The organism is Deltaproteobacteria bacterium (assembly GCA_016933965.1).
Lineage (GTDB): Bacteria > Desulfobacterota > Syntrophia > Syntrophales > UBA2210 > JAFGTS01.
Window position 1 is genome coordinate 58,981 of the sequence record JAFGTS010000026.1, and the last position, 17,989, is coordinate 76,969.

The 17,989-nt window shown below is 55.1% G+C and carries 15 protein-coding genes; 12 read left to right on the forward strand and 3 right to left on the reverse strand.

The window, feature by feature from the left end; genetic code table 11:
- Positions 1 to 29 precede the first annotated feature (29 nt).
- From JXO48_06225 to JXO48_06250, 6 genes are all read left to right on the forward strand, one after another.
- Positions 30 to 2,504 (forward strand): hypothetical protein, encoded by a 2,475-nt coding sequence (locus JXO48_06225; GenBank protein MBN2283469.1) that lies wholly within the window; start codon positions 30 to 32, stop codon positions 2,502 to 2,504.
- Positions 2,476 to 3,372, forward strand: coding sequence for a ChbG/HpnK family deacetylase (locus JXO48_06230; GenBank protein MBN2283470.1), 897 nt, complete (start codon positions 2,476 to 2,478; stop codon positions 3,370 to 3,372). Before JXO48_06225 ends, JXO48_06230 begins: the two co-directional genes overlap by 29 nt.
- Complete coding sequence (locus JXO48_06235; GenBank protein ID MBN2283471.1) at positions 3,369 to 4,325, forward strand: glycosyltransferase family 2 protein; 957 nt, start codon at positions 3,369 to 3,371, stop codon at positions 4,323 to 4,325. The genes JXO48_06230 and JXO48_06235 overlap by 4 nt, the downstream gene beginning before the upstream one ends.
- 42 nt (positions 4,326 to 4,367) lie before the next feature.
- Complete coding sequence (locus tag JXO48_06240) at positions 4,368 to 5,414, forward strand: GNAT family N-acetyltransferase (protein ID MBN2283472.1); 1,047 nt, start codon at positions 4,368 to 4,370, stop codon at positions 5,412 to 5,414.
- On the forward strand, positions 5,411 to 6,295 hold the full coding sequence (locus tag JXO48_06245; GenBank protein MBN2283473.1) for a flippase-like domain-containing protein: 885 nt from the start codon (positions 5,411 to 5,413) through the stop codon (positions 6,293 to 6,295). The genes JXO48_06240 and JXO48_06245 overlap by 4 nt, the downstream gene beginning before the upstream one ends.
- 299 nt (positions 6,296 to 6,594) lie before the next feature.
- The gene (locus JXO48_06250) at positions 6,595 to 6,945 is read left to right on the forward strand and encodes a hypothetical protein (GenBank protein ID MBN2283474.1); all 351 of its coding nucleotides are present in this window, start codon (positions 6,595 to 6,597) and stop codon (positions 6,943 to 6,945) included.
- On the opposite strand, the gene JXO48_06255 is transcribed toward JXO48_06250, so the two are convergent.
- The gene (locus tag JXO48_06255) at positions 6,932 to 7,342 is read right to left on the reverse strand and encodes a 4Fe-4S binding protein (protein MBN2283475.1); all 411 of its coding nucleotides are present in this window, start codon (positions 7,340 to 7,342) and stop codon (positions 6,932 to 6,934) included. The genes JXO48_06250 and JXO48_06255 overlap by 14 nt on opposite strands.
- Positions 7,343 to 7,412: 70 nt before the next feature.
- Positions 7,413 to 7,904, reverse strand: a complete 492-nt coding sequence (locus JXO48_06260; GenBank protein MBN2283476.1) for an alpha/beta fold hydrolase — start codon at positions 7,902 to 7,904, stop codon at positions 7,413 to 7,415.
- A gap of 247 nt (positions 7,905 to 8,151) precedes the next feature.
- Here JXO48_06260 and JXO48_06265 point away from each other — a divergent pair, with 247 nt between their 5' ends.
- Entirely contained in the window at positions 8,152 to 9,393 is a 1,242-nt protein-coding gene (locus JXO48_06265; GenBank protein MBN2283477.1) for a DUF1015 domain-containing protein, read from the forward strand.
- Complete coding sequence (gene miaA / locus JXO48_06270; GenBank protein MBN2283478.1) at positions 9,394 to 10,335, forward strand: tRNA (adenosine(37)-N6)-dimethylallyltransferase MiaA; 942 nt, start codon at positions 9,394 to 9,396, stop codon at positions 10,333 to 10,335. It begins immediately after the preceding gene.
- Between the two features lie 37 nt (positions 10,336 to 10,372).
- Here miaA and JXO48_06275 read toward each other — a convergent pair whose 3' ends face one another.
- Positions 10,373 to 11,083, reverse strand: a complete 711-nt coding sequence (locus JXO48_06275; GenBank protein ID MBN2283479.1) for a hypothetical protein — start codon at positions 11,081 to 11,083, stop codon at positions 10,373 to 10,375.
- 172 nt (positions 11,084 to 11,255) lie between these two features.
- Between JXO48_06275 and JXO48_06280 the strand changes: the two genes are divergently transcribed.
- The 4 genes from JXO48_06280 to JXO48_06295 all read left to right on the forward strand — a co-directional run bounded on the left by JXO48_06280 (position 11,256) and on the right by JXO48_06295 (position 17,939).
- Complete coding sequence (locus tag JXO48_06280; protein MBN2283480.1) at positions 11,256 to 12,653, forward strand: hypothetical protein; 1,398 nt, start codon at positions 11,256 to 11,258, stop codon at positions 12,651 to 12,653.
- Between the two features lie 214 nt (positions 12,654 to 12,867).
- Positions 12,868 to 13,938 (forward strand): flavodoxin-dependent (E)-4-hydroxy-3-methylbut-2-enyl-diphosphate synthase, encoded by a 1,071-nt coding sequence (gene ispG, locus JXO48_06285; GenBank protein ID MBN2283481.1) that lies wholly within the window; start codon positions 12,868 to 12,870, stop codon positions 13,936 to 13,938.
- A gap of 9 nt (positions 13,939 to 13,947) precedes the next feature.
- Entirely contained in the window at positions 13,948 to 15,687 is a 1,740-nt protein-coding gene (locus JXO48_06290) for a proline--tRNA ligase (GenBank protein MBN2283482.1), read from the forward strand.
- A gap of 74 nt (positions 15,688 to 15,761) precedes the next feature.
- The gene (locus JXO48_06295; protein ID MBN2283483.1) at positions 15,762 to 17,939 is read left to right on the forward strand and encodes a bifunctional (p)ppGpp synthetase/guanosine-3',5'-bis(diphosphate) 3'-pyrophosphohydrolase; all 2,178 of its coding nucleotides are present in this window, start codon (positions 15,762 to 15,764) and stop codon (positions 17,937 to 17,939) included.
- Positions 17,940 to 17,989: the final 50 nt, after the last annotated feature.

Sequence of the window (17,989 nt, forward strand, 5' to 3'; positions counted from 1 at the left end):
TCCCCCTTTCCGTGTTTGCCGGTGCTCGAATGCTCGGCCTGAAGACCGGTTCCGCGGTTGCCGCGGGCATGCTCTCCATCCTGCCCATCAGCCTCTGGGGGCATACCATCGATGCCTATCAGTATCTGGGAATTCACAAGCAGCTCGTCGCCATTTTTTTCTTTCCCCTCGCCGCAGGAGCGCTGTGGTCCCTCCTGAAGGATGGGAAAAGAGGATTTCTTTTTGCCCTGGCCTTTGCCGTCATGTTTCTCTCACACCCATACATTGCTTACTGTTTTGTGTTTCTTGTTCCCTGCATGCTGATCGCCCTGGCAACGGGTGAGGTGCACTGGAACTGGAAACGGGGAGTTGGGCGTTCCGTCCTCTGGTCGCTTCCTGCCTTCCTGTTTGTGTGCACCTGGCTGATACCGTTTATGTCATCGCCGGAGATCCAGGTCATCGACCCCTACCTGAGCCGCAGGACCACTTTTGATGTCATTGGTTGTACCACAGCCGAGACCTTCCGCCAGTTTTTCCTGGGAGGCCTTCTTGATACTACCCGCTGGGCGGGGCCCTTCGGTGGAACGCAATGGATACCGGGGAACGAATGGGGATGGATTGACAACAGCCGATTCCTCCGCGTTCCCCTTTTAACGGTACTCACCATCGGCGGCTGGATCATTTCTTTTCTCAGACCGAAGCAAGCCCATCGGAGTTTTCTATCACTTGCGTTTCTTGTATCTATGGTTCTCTTCATCGGCCCTGATGATTTCCCCATCCTCGATGCCATTCCCTTCGCGAAAAAGTTTCAGAATATTCATGCCATTTTCATGGTCGAATGGGCCGCCGTCATGCTGGGAGGACTCGCACTGGGCTGGCTCTTTGAGCGGTTATGCGAAATACCCGGGCAAAAACTCAGGTATGCCGCAATCGGAATAGTTGCCGTTTCGCTTTTCTTTGATTATGGCAATGCCCTTTATGAGCGGACGCGGTCTGCGGAGAAGATGATCAACGTTAAAAATGTATATACGACGAACGGGAGACTGACGATACGGCCAGACATGAATACCGAATGGCGTCATTTTGCCTCTGTCGTTGATGAATTGCAGGGACAGGAACAGCGTGAGGGTGCCATCGCCTCACTTCCGCTTGCACACGATGATTCGGTCCTCTATAACCTCCTGCCGCTTATGGTCGACCGTTCCGTCTTTATCTGCGGTTTTGAACAGGTCGGTGGCGTGTATGATCTCATGGTACATAAATTCAGAGGTTCGCTTCGGGACAATTACAATCTTCAAAAACTTTTCAATGTGCGTTTCGTGGTGAACAGTCCCTATCACAGGAAACAACCGCTCCACTGGCACAAGCAGACACAAATCCTTCATGCCGATCAGTACTGGGAACTTGCTCGAATAGAAGGGGACTTCGGCCGGCTCGGAGGAATGCCGGGGACCCTCGTGGGATTCGCCGGTTCGGAACGGGAGTGGGCATGGCTGATGGATGCCTGGCTGAAAGAGGTACGTGACAGGGGGACGGCACCCTGGATTGTGAACTTTACCCATGCGGGAGGCACTGATCGAGACATGGGAAACCTGCTTCCTGCCATGAAGGCCGTTCTTGTCGGCAAAGAGGCTTGGATCCCGGAACTGCCTCACGAGGTACACGTGATCCCGATCCATAATACTGACGAGACCTCGGTCAGACACCTCTTTCAAGAGCTCTCAGACAGCGAGCCGCACCGGTTTCTTGAACCTGTTGCGTATGAAACGCTGCAGGCTGACCGCAGGAGGGAATCCTTCAGATTGATCATAGATGAACCCTGCCGTTTTGTCCTCTTCAAGCGCGCTTTCTATCGGGGCTGGGAAGCGTATCTTGACGGCATGAAAACACACATATATCGGGTCTCACCGGGCCTGCAGATGGTCCGTGTGCCCCGGGGAACCCACGTGATCGACTGGTGCTACCGGGGACCGAACAACCGAATCTGGGCCGTCGGCGCCGGTATCCTGGGAATGATCATTGCCGGTTTCCTCGTGTGGAGGGAGCGCCGCTGGAAGGTGCAACCCTCGGTAACGACCGAAGATCCTTCCGAGATCAGGGAAACAAAAGTAAAGGGGGTACTCCCTTACATGGTTGCAGGTATCTGGGTTCTCTTCATCTGCTTTGCCTCCGTACAGATCGTATCGGAGGCTTATTTGAGGAGGCCGGTCATCATTGCTCCCCGGCCGGATACCGCCGTTGCGGAGAAGGATGCGAATTTTTACTGGAATTACGTGGTGGGGCTGAAACCCGCCGACCAGGCGTTTGTTTTTGAAGTAGCGAGCGATCCCGGCTTTCAGGATATTCTTGTCAGGAAAGAACCTCCGAAGAACCAGGTCCGCCTCGAAGGGCCGCTTCCGACGGGGCAACGCCTCTACTATCGCGTCAAGCTCGTTTGGGATGAGGGGCACCGGTGGACCACCCCGGTACCGATAACGGTGAATGAGGGCATGAGAAATGGTCAAGGTCCTTCTGCAAGCCGATGATTTCGGCCTGCACGGTTCCATAAACCGGGCCGTCATCGATGCGGCGCGGCAAGGGGTGCTGACGGGCGCCAGTCTCATGGCGAACGGACCGGCCGCATCCGAGGCGATCACCTGGTTGCGGGATAATCCCTCTTTTCCCGCAGGGGTCCACCTGAACATACTGCGCGGGAGACCGCTCTCGGACCCCCATGAAATACCCACACTGGTCGACGGGCGGGGACTCTTTCTCAACTCGGCCCGGTCGCTCTGGGCACGTTCCGTTGCGGGCGGGCTGGATGCCGGGCAGATATACAAAGAGTATCGACGGCAGGTTCTATCTATGATAGATAACGACATTGTTCCGACACACCTGGACGGTGAGAAACATACTCATATCGTACTGCCCCAGGCTGCGACAGCCGTGGAAAGGCTCATTGAAGAATTCGGTATCAGAAAGGTGCGCTGTGTCAGGGAGCGGCCCCTGTACCGCCTGTTTCGCGAGAAGGGTGTGCCTGTACCCTGCGATATGAAGCAGTACGGGAAACTCATCGTTCTTGAATACCTGTCAGGGAGAGCGGGGAAACGATGGACGGGAATAGCAGCCCCTGACTATTCCTTCGGCATCGGCATCAGCGGTCTTCGCATGACCCATGGAACACGACGGGAGCTTCTCAAAACACTGTTCGAGCTCCCTGTTCAGGGGACAGTGGAGTGGATATTCCATCCCGCCTACGACACGGAATTCGATGAGCCCCGTAACAGGGCCCTTTACGGACCTTCATTCCTGCGAGAGGCCAGGGTCGATGAATACCGGTTTCTGGTTTCAGAAGATACGATACGGACAGTGTCGGAACATGAAAAAGCCGTGATTTCTTACAGGGACATATGAACAATTTCATCTCAATCGTCGTACCGCTGTATAACGAACGGGAGAATGTGCCGATACTCGTGAAGGAGATCGGTACCGTTCTTGACGAAGAAGAGCGCCCCTTCGAGCTGGTCCTGGTCGATGACGGGAGCAGTGATGGCACCTTTGAGGCTGTCAGGGAAGCAGCCCGTCATGACGATCGGGTCAGGGGAGTTCGATTGAGCAGGAATCACGGTCAGACGACGGCCATCAAGGCGGGTATCGAACATGCCTCAGGCCGGATATGCATTACCATGGACGGTGACCTCCAGCATGACCCCGCCCACATTCCGGCGCTGCTGCGCGGGATCGATGACGGCTACGATCTGGTATGCAGTTACCGTTATAAGCGTGATGACGCCTTTCTGCGCCGCTTTCCATCCCGGGTCGCCAATGGCATCGCACGGTGGTTTTCCCGGGTCCCCGTCAGGGACTTCGGTTCCACCTTCAGGGCCTGCCGGACGGACATTATGCGGGACATTCCCATTTACGGAGAAATGCACCGGTTTATTCCGGTCTTTGCCGGCATGCTCACAGACCGGATAACGGAAATCCCGATCACCCTCCGCAAAAGGCAACATGGGCGATCGAAATACGGACTGGGTAGAACCTTTCGCGTATTTTCGGACCTGATCGCCATCCTTTTCTTCGCCCGTTTCTTCACCCGTCCCATCCACATATTCGGGTATATTTCGCTTCTGCTCGGTCTACCGGGTCTTGTCATCCTTGGATGGCTGAGCGGGGCAAAGATCCTCGGTCTGATCGAAATAAAGGATTATGGACCTTTATTCATCCTGGGTGTTCTTCTCATGCTGGTTTCCGGGCAGGTGCTGACGATGGGGATCGTCTGCGAGTACCTGACCAGGATATATTACGGAAACGAGAAGCACCGGTCCTATGTGGTTGCCGAGAGGACCCATGATAAAGAACGGTAATGGTTTCTTTCGGTCGGAACGACTGTGAGGGCGGCGGATGTTATGGAAATACGCGAAACGACTGAAAAAGAGTGGAACATGCAGCTTTCCCGCTGCACCATTCCGTCCGTCTATCAGGACAGCCGCTGGCTTGAATTGATACACCGGACCTACCCCGGGCTCAAAATCCACCGCATTATCTGCTGTGAAGAGGGGGAAACTGTCCGTTATCTTCTTCCCCTCGTCGAGGTGAGGCCTCTCGGCAGGCTGCGTCCGATGCTGATATCTCTTCCTTTTGGGAATTACGGCGGCTTTCTCTTTCCGCCGGGTGGGGAGGATGGCCCCGATGAACCTGGTTTGGGGGCCCTGAGAGACTATTTCAAAGGAAGCCGGGCCTTCGCCCTGGAGATCAGAGAGCGGGGGCGACCATCGTGCCGGCTTTCCACCGACGACCGGTTCAGGACCTTTATCCTTTCCTTTCCAGAGAGCATCGACGAGCTGTGGAACCGGGTGATCTCCGGAAATGCCCGAACGTCGGTCCGCAAGGCGGAAAAATCGGGCGTGACGGTTCACTTCGACCATCCGCGGGCGATGGCCTTTTTCCTGGAGCTCTATGAAAGACAATCCTCCTTCCAGGGAACGCCGGTTCATTGCCGGTCATGGTTTCCCGACATGAAAGAGCTTTTCCCGGAAGAGCTGGAAATCGCCCTTGCCCGGTACCGGAATGACTATGTGGGAGCGCTTCTGATGCTCCATTTCGGTGGAAGCACCATGCTCCATGCGGCGGTTACCGATCCGCTGTACCGTCACATACCCGTCACCGACAGGCTCATCTGGGCGGCCTTTGAGCGCCTGTATGAGACGGGCCGTTCCAAGTCATTTGATTTCGGCAGGACCCGCCCCGTGCCGGGCAAGCTCTTTTTCAAGCGGAAATGGGGAGGGAGAGAGCTGCCCATTGTCTATTCTTACCTGATCAAGCCGGGATACCGCGTGCCTGAAATCCTCCCGGAGAATCCCCGGCTGGGGCCGGCCGTTCGGCTCTGGAAGAAATTGCCTCGACGCGTGGCGCGGATCATCGGACCACCGCTGCGAATGAGGATACCGACGTGAGCACGAGCGGCCGGAAAAAGACGATTTACTTTGTCCAGGTGCTCTTTTCCACGGTCTGTCTCGGCTGGGTGGCGGCGGCGCTGGCGAAGACAGACTGGGCGGCGGTGGGGGAACTGCTGGAAAATATCTCACCGGAGATGTTTGTTTCAGCCCTGGCGGTCTTTACCTTCCTCTATGCCTCTCGTTTACTTCGGTTGCGTTACTGGATCCATTCGGCGACGGAAAAGAGGCTTCCCTGGCGGTCCTGGATAGGGTTGTATCTGGCCGCCACGGCGCTGGGTTCCGTGACGCCCGGACGCCTGGGCGATGCTGCGAAGATCCCCCTGCTGCTTCGGACGGGACTTTCCCTCGCCACACGGGGGAAGGTTTATCTCCTTGAAAAAGCCATGGACCTTGCCTATCTCCCGGCCGGTTTGTGTCTTACCGCCTCCGTCGTGAGCATGAACCTGCACGTGACGGAGCGGTCTCTTCTGTATGCTGGCGTGACCGGTCTCCTCCTGTGCCTTTTTGTCGTTTCATATTTCGGAAGATCTCTCGGGCAGGGGGCCCTGGCAGTGGGATGGTTTTTTACCGCCGCCGGGTTTTTCCTCTATGTGATCGCGAATTTTCTGCTCTTTCGTTCACTGGGCCTTACGTTGACGCTGTCCGATGTGGCAGCCGTAACCATCGCCGTCGGCGTCATCGCCGCTCTTCCCATCAGTCTCGGCGGACTGGGCGTTCGTGAACTATCCTTCATCGCTGTGCTGGGCATCTGGGGGGTATCACGGGAAACGGCCGCCCCCGTTCTGATCCTGGAATTTTTTGTTAATATGGTGTTTCCCGGACTGCTCTACGGTTTATGGCGTGGTTTTTCAATCTGTTCGGCAAAAGGAACTGAATAGGTCAGAGTGGCAGAGGGGCAAAGCGACAGAGTGAAAAACGTGAGGTGTCAAGCATAAAACGAGGAACACAGTCTTACTTATTATTTGCGGATTACGGATTACGGATTACGGATTACGATTCCCGATTCTCGAATCCCGATTCCTAAAAATGTTTCAATGGCCGCCAAGAAAAAAGAGATTCATGCACGACCAACAACCCAAAAAAAGTTGACTCGCGCGGGAAAGAGAATCTAAAAAAGAATACAATCGAGAGGTTGGACGTGTTGCCAATAATAAGGAAATAGGGGAGGGGTTTCGTTATGAGTGATTTCATTCAATATATTATGGAAAACCCGGTAGCGCTGGTTATAGCGGCGGCGCTGGCGCTTCTTCTCGTATATTTTATCATTCAGAAACTGCTGAAACTGGCGCTTATCTGCGGTCTCGTCCTCGTCGCGCTTTTCGGCTACTATTACATCACCGCGCCGGAAGAGTTCCCCGAACGGGTGGTGGAGACCGTTCAGGAGGTCAAGACGAGGACGGGGGGGCTTGTCGAAACGGGCAAGGTTATTCTGGAAAAGGGGAAAAAGATCGCCGGGCAAGTCGCCGACGAAGCCGCTGAAGAGGCGAAGGACGTCACCCGGGAAGAAAACGTCCTTACAGAAGATTGATCTCCATGGCCCGGACGGGACATGCCTTGACACACATTTCACAGCCACTGCATTTTTCAGGATCGAAAAGGATCTTCATCGTTGCCTGATCGAGGTAGAGGGCGTTTGCCGAACAGAAGGCAAGGCAGGCGCCGCAGTGTACGCATTTGTCCACATTTTGCGTGACGCTTTTCGAGAGGGGATCCACCTTCAAGCCCGATTCCCTGAGGAACCGGATTCCCCGGTCGAAGTTGTCCTTCGTGCCTGTCAGGTCAAGAACGAGGAGGCCCTCGCGCCGCGGCAGTACTCGTGCCCGCAGGATATTGAAGGAGAGGTCAAAGTCCTGGGCCAGCCGGCAGACGATCGGCTTGTCAACCACATCCGGCGTGTAACGGAGAACGACCTTTTTTGAATAGATATTTTCCATAGAAACCCCGATTCTGGAAATAATAGGGTCAGTTTCGGAAACTGTCAAGTAATCATTGTCCTTATGAACCTTCCTCCGATTCGAGGAGCGTCGGCCAGTCCAGGGAGGCAAACCGGTTGCTGAGCGGGTGATCATCATCAATAATAGTGTACACAAGGTTCGAAAATATCTTTGATGCTATGGCCCGGACCGGTTCGACGGGTACCACATCGTCACCGCTCCCGTGATAGACGATGACGGGCATGTCCAGTCTCCGCTCAAGATAAGGTTCGAATTCCTCAATATCGAGGGCGGGCGCGAGAAGGATCAGTTTTTTTACCTTGTGAGGGTTCTCGCAGGCGTAAATGGCCGCCATGAGGCCGCCATAGCTGGAACCGACGATGATCAGGTCCTCACGGCCGGCGAGGATCTCCCGAAGCGTGTTCATGCGCGCATCAAGCGGTCCCGTGTAATCTTCGATGATCATCGAAGGATACCGCTTCCCGAAGTAGGTGCCCTTTGTTCCCCGGCCGCTGCTCTCCAGCCCATGAATAAAAACCCGTGTTACCGCCATGGATTGCGTTCTCCTTTAGTTTTGAACGTCATACTATCCATAATGATATTTTGCAAGACCGGGTATCATGAATCGAGATTCGGAAATCGTGATGCGAGGATCGGGGATCGGAATCCATAATCCATAATCCATAATCCGTAATCCGGCCTTCACATTTTTCCCTCTGCCCCTTTGTCGCTTTTTAATGAGTTGCCTTGAAATTCAATCTTGTGATAGGAAAACCCAATTACAGGAATCGAGGCATGTTATGGCAGTCGTGGTCCCATTCAGAGCGCTCAGACCGGTGCGGGAGAGGGCGGAAAATATCGCCTCCTGTGCCTACGATACGGTAAGTTCCGAGGAGGCACGACGGATCGCGCAGGGTAATGAATACAGCTTTCTCCACGTGGTCAAGTCGGAAATAGACCTTTCACCGCAGGTCGATCCATACAATGAAGCGGTATATGAGAAAGCGGCCCTTAATCTGCAGGCCTTTATTCAAAAAGGACTCTTCATCAGGGACGAAATTCCCCGGTTCTATGTGTACCGGCAGACGATGGGTCGCCACGTACAGGACGGGATCGTCGCCTCGGTGGCTGTTTCCGATTACCGGTCCGGCCTGATCAAACAACATGAACTCACCCGCTCCGACAAGGAACGGGACAGAACGAAGCATATCATGACGGTCAACGCCCAGACGGGCCCCGTGTTCATGACATACCGGTATGTACCCGCCATCAATGAGATCGTCGGTAATACCGTGGAGGAGTTTCCGGAGTATGATTTCACGGCCGACGATGGGGTCAGGCACACGGCCTGGATAATTGGAGATGATGGGACGGCGGAGCGGATCCGTGATGAATTTTCAAAGGTCCCCGTCCTCTATATAGCCGATGGGCATCACCGGGCGGCGTCGGCCGCGGCGGTCCAGCAAATGCGGGCCGAGGCAAATCCTGTCCATACCGGCGGGGAAGAGTACAATTTCATGATGGCCGTTCTTTTTCCTCACGACCATCTCAATGTGATGGCCTATAACCGTGTCGTCCGTGACCTGGGGGGGCTTGACGAGAGACGGTTCCTCGAGCAGTTGTCCGATCCTTGTATCATGATCGCTGATGTGAAGGAAAAGATTCCCGATGAAAAACACCGGTTCTGCATGTACCTGCGGGGGCGGTGGTTCGGCCTGCAGGTCAGGCCGGAACATGCCGCAGGGGGTGACGCCGTCGAAACGCTCGATGTGTCGATACTGCAGCGCCACGTGCTTGAGCCGATACTGAATATACGGGATGTCAGGAATGACAGCCGGATCGATTTCGTGGGTGGGATCCGGGGAACGGCCGAACTGGAACGGCTGGTCGATTCCGCGGCATATGCCGTCGCTTTCTCTCTCCATCCTCTCTCAGTGGATGACCTTATCGCTGTTTCAGATGCCGGCAGGATCATGCCTCCCAAGTCCACCTGGTTCGAACCGAAACTGCGAAGCGGTATCTTCGTTCACCTCCTTGATTGAATGGAACAGGTACAGGGGCAATATAATCTGATCATCATCCTGGGGCCCACCGCTTCGGGGAAGACGGCCCTGGCAGCACGGTTGGCCGCGGACCTGGACTCCGCAGTGATATCTGCCGATTCACGCCAGGTTTACCGCGGCATGGACATCGGAACGGGGAAGGACCTTCAGGAATTCGTTATTGAAGGCAGGCATGTTCCCTATCACCTCATCGATATTGTCGATCCCGGCCGGGAATTCAGCGTTTTTGAATATCAGCAGCGATTCCACGATTGTTTTCTGACCCTCCTGAAAGAAGGCGTCGTGCCCGTCATGGTGGGTGGAACCGGCCTGTATCTTGAAGCCGTCATCGAGGGATACCAAATGGCGGAAGTTCCTCCGGACCTGCTGTTGCGCCGTGAACTGGAGATGCTGGACATGGAGGAACTGAAAGAGCGTTTGCGGTCGATCAACCCGGCACTTCATAACACAACGGACCTGGTTCACCGTGAGCGGGTCCTTCGAGCTATCGAGATAGCCGAACATGATGGGGAATCCGGATCCGGTAACGTTTCGCGTGTCCCCGTGCGTCCCTTCATTGTGGGGGTGCGGTGGGAGCGGGACGTCCTGCGCCGTCGGATCACCCTGCGTCTCGCGGCACGGCTTGAGCAGGGCATGATGGATGAGGTCAGGAAACTCCATGAAGAGGGCATCAGCTGGGAGCGGCTCGACCTCTTCGGCCTCGAGTACCGGTATATCGGCCGCTGCCTGCAAGGGATGATTTCCCGTGATGAAATGGTAACAGTCCTCAACACGCGGATCCACCAGTTCGCCAAGCGCCAGACGACCTGGTTCCGTCGCATGGAGAGGCGAGGTGCCGTCATACACTGGATAGACGGGGATGATTACGCGACCCTCGCGGAACTCGTCAGGGAAGCGGGAATTACCGGTCGCCTTGGGTGAGGGCCGCAACGCAGCATGTGGACTTTCCACGAAGTCGTCAATAATGTGTTTCGTAGCCGTTGACGTAAACGGTCTCTGTTGTCTCGCCTTGGGCCGTTACCACGTGAGCTGTGACGGTGATGGGAAAGACGGGAATCCCGGTAATGATGTAATACCCATTTCCTTCCGAGCAGTCTGCCTGATCGGTACTCCACCAGTATTGGTAGCCCTGGGTGGTTCCACATTTATAGAGGTCGTATTCGCCTTCGACTAAATCTCCGGTTATGTACACGCGTTCGGCATTTTTTGCATAGACGACAAAACGGTAACACCAGATATCCTCCCCGTTGGTGATTTTATACAGCGTGGCAAGAAAGGTCGCTTTTTCGGCCCACCAGGTTCCCCCTGACATCGACGACATGTACCAGTCACCATCCATTGAATAAGCCGTGGACAATCCTGTTCCTGAATAGGTAGTCCCGTTCGCGGTGATTGTTAAAAAGATATCGGACCCGTCTATTGAACCTGTTCCCCCCGCATGGGAAGCAATGCTGAAAGTCAGTTTCTCGGCGGACTGGTTGATCACCATGAGCAGGGGACCTGCATATCCGGGCTGTTTTCCCTCCGTGTAGTAACACTGCCAGACGCCGGTGACGTCTATGAGACTGCCGCCGTCATCGTCCACTGAACCGGTGCCTATGACACACAAAAAGCCACAGATGATTATGAGAATGATGAATGAATATCGAAGGGGAGATAAGATCTTCATGGCAGCTGCATTTCCTTTTCTTTTTTAGATAGTCAGATAGCAAGGAAGTGGGGAAAAAGCAAATATTGTTGCCCTTTCTCAGAGTGCCGCTGTGATAAAGGGACTCATATATTGTGTTTTTTGACCGTTTGGAGTATTGCAGGCGCAATAATGGTCGCCTTGCTGGTGAACAATGAAGGGAAAGAACAGAATTCAGCGTTACCTTGACGATTACGCCCTCAGGGGCCCCTGGGAGGTGATCCCGAAACCGGAAGGGGGAGTGGGGGCGGTAGTGGTGATCCCCGCCCTTGCCGAGTCCCGTTATCTCTTTGAGACACTGGCCGCCCTTGCCGAAAATGACCCGGCCGAGCTGCGACGGGCACTGGTTATCTGCGTCATCAACAACCGGGGCCCAGGCGGTGCCGCCCCTAAGGATATCGAAGACAACCGGATAACGCTCGCTGTTCTCCGTTCTCTGGAAAGTCGTTCACTGCCGGGGGAATTGCCTCAGTGGGTATCGAGTACGCACCTGGAACGGATCCTTGACGGTTCTCTCCGTCTGGCGAGCATTGACGCTTCATCTCCCGGATATGAGATGCCCGCCGGGACCGGCGGCGTCGGCATGGCACGGAAAATCGGTTTTGACCGGGCACTCACGGTCTTTGATCATGATGTGCCGGGAGTGAAGCTGCTCTTTTCACTTGACGCCGACACTCTCGTCGAAAGGGGATATCTCTCTTCGGTCCGCACGTTTTTCGAGGAAACGGGGTCATCGGCCGCCGTTATCGCCTTTGCTCACCGACAGGGCTCTACGATGCGTGAGAGAGAGGCGATCTGCGCCTATGAAACATTCCTTCGCTATTACGTTCTCGGCCTCCATTTCGCGGGCTCTCCCTATGCATATCATTCGATCGGTTCGACCATGGCCTTCACCGTGGACCGCTATGCAGCGGTACGGGGAATGAACAGGCGCCAGGCCGGCGAGGACTTCTATTATCTCAACAAGATGGCGAAAACAGGAACGATCGGCAAAATAATTTCCACGCGTGTCCATCCTTCTTCCCGACCTTCCCGCCGCGTCCCCTTCGGTACGGGACGGAAGGTGGCCGGGTTTCTGGGAGAGGATGCCGACTACCTGGTGTATGATCCCCGCTGCTTTTCCGTTCTGAAAGACCTCATCACAGCGATTCCCCGTGTGGCCGAGTCTCCCGGTGCTGCACAGGAAACGCTCGCGACGCTCCATCCGCTGCTTGAAGGATTTCTTGTACAGAACCATTTTGATGAAGCATGGCGGAACATCCGGAGAAACGGCCGTTCCCGGGCGGTACTGACGCGTCATTTCCATACCTGGTTCGACGGGTTCAGGACCTTCAAATTCATTCGTTACCTTTCCGCTCAGGGGCTGCATTCCGTCGACATGTTCGACGCCGCGGGGGAACTGCTGGCCATGATGCGACGGGGGACGCCGGCGGCGGTGAAGGGGGCGATCATGCCTTCCTTTGATGAACGGTTTGCACTCCTCGATCATCTTCGGCTGCTCGAAGATGAATTGAACGCGCCAGCAGGCGTGCCGAAAGCCGTGGCCGGCTAAATCCCCGTTGATGGACGGCATGCTTCATGCTATAGTTTATCCGCGAATAACGCGAGGAATTAAAAAGATATTTGACAACTTCGTAAAAGGTCAGCATGCGGCGCGGCGCTTCATTTTTTCATCATTTCGACTTACAAACAACCGTGCCTTCAAGCTTTTCACGAAGCCGTCTCATATGATACAGTGGTGCGACTTTTTACGAGGGTATCAATAGTTGGACCGGGAACAAGAAAACAGACGAAAGACGAACACCCTGCATGTCGGTTCAGTAAAAATAGGCGGCGACGCCCCTGTTGTCGTTCAATCAATGACCTGCACCGATACCCGTGATGTGGCGGCAACGATCGAGCAGATTAGGCGACTCGAAGCGGCGGGCTGTGAAATAGTGCGGGTTGCCGTTCCCGACAGGGAAGCGGCCGATTGCCTGAGGACGATCAAGCAAGGCATATCGATCCCCCTCATAGCCGACATCCATTTCGATCACCGGCTGGGGATAGCCGCCATGGAAAACAATGCCGACGGCATACGGATAAATCCCGGGAACATGAAGCGAAGCGGCCTGCGGGAGATAATCGCCTGTGCTGTGGAGCGCGGGACGGCGATACGCATCGGTGTCAACGCCGGCTCTCTCGAAAAGGACCTGCTGGAGGAACACGGAGGACCGACAGCGGAGGCGCTTGTTGAAAGCGCCTTGAGGAATGTCGCCTTTTTTGAAGACCACGGATGTGCGGCCCTGAAACTATCCCTGAAGTCCTCCGACGTGCCGACCATGGTGGCCGCGTACCGTGCCGTTTCCGGCCGTACTTCTCATCCGCTGCACCTCGGGGTCACCGAAGCGGGGAATATGCTCCGGTCGGCCGTAAAGTCCTCCGTCGGCCTGGGTATTCTCCTCCATGAAGGGATCGGCGATACCATCAGGGTCTCGATCACCGGCGATCCCGTCAGCGAGGTCACCGTGGCCTATGCGATACTGCGGGCATTGAAGCTCCGACTTGTCGGACCCGATATCATATCCTGCCCGACCTGTGGCCGTTGCGAGATCGATCTGCCGAAACTGACCGAGGAAGTGGAACGCCGGCTGGCGGGGATGAGGGAACATCTCACCGTGGCGCTCATGGGGTGTGTGGTGAACGGACCGGGTGAGGCGGCCGAGGCCGACGTCGGTATTGCGGGCGGGCGGCACATGGGGTTGCTGTTCAGAAAGGGCAGGGTCGTGCGCAAGGTCCGTGAAGAAGAGTTTGTCGATGCGCTGATGGAAGAGATACAGTCAATTATACGGGAATGAGGAGGAATGATGCGCTACTCACAGATGTTTTTACCGACGGTAAAGGAAGTTCCCTCTGATGCGGAAATCATAAGCCACCAGCTTATGCTTCGAGCCGGCATGATACGGAAGCTGACGAGCGGGATCTACTCATATCTGCCTGTGGGATACCGGGTGATCAGGAAGATTGAAAACATCATTCGCGAAGAAATGAACCGGGCCGGCGCCCAGGAGACGTTCCTGCCGGCCGTGCAGCCCGCCGAGCTCTGGCAGGAATCGGGCCGGTGGAATTTCTACGGCAAGGAGCTGCTCCGGTTCAAGGACCGGCATAATCGGGACTACTGCATCGGGCCGACCCACGAGGAGGTCATTACCGACATCGTTCGAAACGAGATCCAGACCTACCGGCAACTTCCCACGAACCTCTACCAGATACAGACGAAATTCCGGGACGAAATCCGGCCGCGGTTCGGCGTGATGAGGTGCCGGGAATTCGGCATGAAAGACGCATACAGCTTCGACGTGGACGAAGAGGAGGCCGGCAAGAGCTACCGGGCCATGTTCGAAGCCTATAAGAGGATATTTGCCCGGTGCGGTCTCCGTTTCCGGCCCGTCGAGGCCGACAGCGGGAACATCGGCGGCAGCTACTCCCATGAATTCATGGTCCTGGCGGAATCAGGCGAGGACGCCATCGTGTTCTGCAGTTCATGCAATTATGCCGCGAACCTTGAAAAGGCCGAGATAGCCCGCCCCGAGAAGGAACCTGTCGACGAAAAAGATTTCCTGACACCGGAGGATGTATATACACCTGATGTGCGTACCATAGAGGAAGTCTGTGAATTTCTCAAGGTGACACCGCAGGATGTGGTGAAAACGCTGATCTTCGTCGCCGACGGCAGGCCGGTTGCCGCGCTTATCAGGGGTGACGAGGAGATCAACGAGGTGAAACTGAAGAATTATCTGGCCTGCGATGATCTCGAACTGGCGATGGATGACATTATCATGGAAGTTACCGGTTCTCCACGCGGATTTGCGGGCCCCATCGGGATACGGGCGGACATCATCGCCGACCATTCTCTCATAAACATGAAGAACTTCGTTGTGGGGGCGAATCGGGAAAATTATCACCGGATCAACTGCAATATGGGAAGGGACGTTTTTATCAAGGATTTTGCCGATCTGCGGATCATCAGGGAGACCGACATCTGCCCTCGGTGCGGGGAGGCCATTTCCTTCGCCCGCGGCATCGAAGTGGGACACGTCTTCAAACTGGGAACAAAGTACAGCGAGGCGATGAAGGCCACTTTCCTCGACCGGGACGGGAAGGAAAAACTCATGATCATGGGCTGTTACGGGATCGGGGTGGGAAGGACGATGGCGGCCTGCATCGAACAGAGCAACGACGAACACGGCATTGTCTGGCCCATGTCGATAGCCCCCTATCAGGTGATCGTGACACCGGTCAACAGCAAGGATGAAACGATCCGGGCTGCGGCATCGGAGATTCACAATGAACTGTCGGCGGAAGACATTGAAGTGATCCTTGACGACCGGGATGAACGGGCCGGCGTCAAGTTCAACGACGCCGACCTTATCGGGATCCCCCTGCGGATCACCATCGGTGCCAGGAACCTTGCCGAAGGAAAAATGGAAATACGGGACCGGAGAACGGGAGAGGTCACCCTTGTTTCGCGGGAGGATGTTCTTTCTTTTGTGAAGGACGGAATAGAAGAAGAATTGCAGCGCCTGAACAACCCGCCTGAGGAATGAGTGTTCCGGAAGAAACGGCGGTGTGGGACGACCAGGGTGAGATCACGTAAGTTTTGTTTCGAAACGGCCGTGCTATGATACGCATCACCGACATACTTGATGAGGCCCAGAAATACCTGTCTCAGGAAGAAATGGAGATGATCGAGAAGGCTTATATCTTCAGTGCTTCCGTGCACCAGGGACAGGTGCGCCTTTCGGGGGAACCCTATCTGATCCATCCCCTGGAAGTGACGGGAACGCTGGTGAAGATGAGGCTTGATGTGGCGACGATCGTTACGGGATTGCTGCACGATACCGTTGAGGACACGCTGGCCACGAGGGACCAGATCGAAGAGGCTTTCGGTAAAGAGGTTGTTTTTCTCGTGGACGGGCTGACCAAGATCAGCAGGATCAGGTTCGGCAGCCAGCTCGAGCGCCAGGCGGAGAATTTCAGGAAGATGATTCTCGCCATGTCTTCAGATATCCGTGTGCTCGTGATCCGCCTTGCCGACCGGATCCACAACATGAAGACGCTCGATTTTCAGTACCCGGAAAAACAGAAATTCATCGCCCAGGAAACTCTTGAGGTCTACGCGCCGCTGGCGAACCGGCTCGGCATCAACTGGATGAAGATCGAGCTCGAGGACCTCGCCTTCAAATACCTGTATCCGGAAGAATACTTTGAGCTCATCGAAGGGGTGGCGAAGAGAAAGGACGAGCGTGACCGCTATACGGAAGAAGTGAAGAGCATCATCACCCGGGAAATGGGCAGGTATGATCTGGCGGGCATCGTCGAAGGAAGAGCGAAGCATTTTTACAGCATATTCAATAAGATGCGTGAGCAGAATCTCCAGTTCGATCAGGTCTATGATCTCATGGCCTTTCGGATAATCCTCGATTCAAACCAGGTGAAGGACTGCTATACGGCGTTGAGCCTCGTTCATGAACTGTGGAAGCCCGTTCCGGGCCGCTTCAAGGACTATATCGCCATGCCGAAGGCGAATCACTACCGTTCGCTCCATACAACGGTGATAGGGCCCTATGGAGAGCGGATGGAAGTACAGATACGCACGAAAGAGATGCACGAATGGGCGGAAAAGGGAATCGCGGCACACTGGCGTTACAAGGAGGGAAAGGCCTTTTCGGGGGAAGAGGACGACCAGATAAAGAAGCTGCGTGAGCTTCTTGAGGTCCAGCATGATCCGGGAGATGCCCGTGAGTTCATGAAGAACCTGAAGATAGCCCTCTATCCCGACGAAGTCTATGTCTTCACCCCCCGCGGAGACGTCAAGTCCTTTCCCAAGGGGGCGACACCGATCGACTTTGCCTACAGCATACATACCGATGTGGGGAATCAGTGCGTCGGCGCCATGGTGAACCGTACAATAGTTCCCCTGAAATACAAGCTGCAGAACGGTGATACCGTTGAGATTACGACGCAGCCGGGGCATTATCCCAGCAAGGACTGGCTCAAGTATGCCGTTACCACCAGGGCATTATCGAAGATCAAGCAGTTCATCAAGACGGAGGAACGGGAGCGGAGCGTCGCCCTGGGACGGGAGATCCTTGAAAAGGAACTGCGTCGGCACGACCTGAGATACAACCAGCTCATTAAAACGAACAAGTTCAAGACCGTCCTCGCTGAATACTCTCTGAGCAGCCTGGATGATATGCTCGCCCTCGTCGGCTACGGCAAACTGTCGGCGAAACACCTGGCGAACCGCTTCATCCATGAAGAAGAGCCGAAGAAGGAAACAGGCATCTTTGAAAAGATGAAGCGCAAGTTCCGGAAGACCCATGATGCGGGCGTCTCCATAACCGGCGTGGACAATATCATGGTCCGCTTTGCGAAATGCTGCAGCCCTATTCCCGGCGATAACATCGTGGGGGCAATTACCCGCGGGCGCGGTGTGAGCGTCCATGTGGCAACCTGCCCGAGGATACAGGACATGCCACCGGAACGGATCATCGAAGTAGAGTGGAACATCGAAAAAAAACAGACCTATCCGGTAAATATCCGTATCAAATGTCACGACAAGCGGGGCCTTCTGTCGGAACTCACCAATGTTATCGCCTCCTCGGGTATCAACATCAATTACGCCAATATCGATACCGTTCCGGGACAGTTGGCGACCTGCGATTTTCAGCTCGGCGTCAATGACCTGAGCCAGCTGAACCGGCTGATATTCGACCTCAGAAAACTGAAAAGCGTCAATACCGTTGAAAGGCTTCGGGAACCCTTTGAAAGGACGGAGAAGAAGATCCCAACATGATCCCCCCTGTCAGGGGTTTCATCATTGACAGCACCGATCGGCATGCGTTA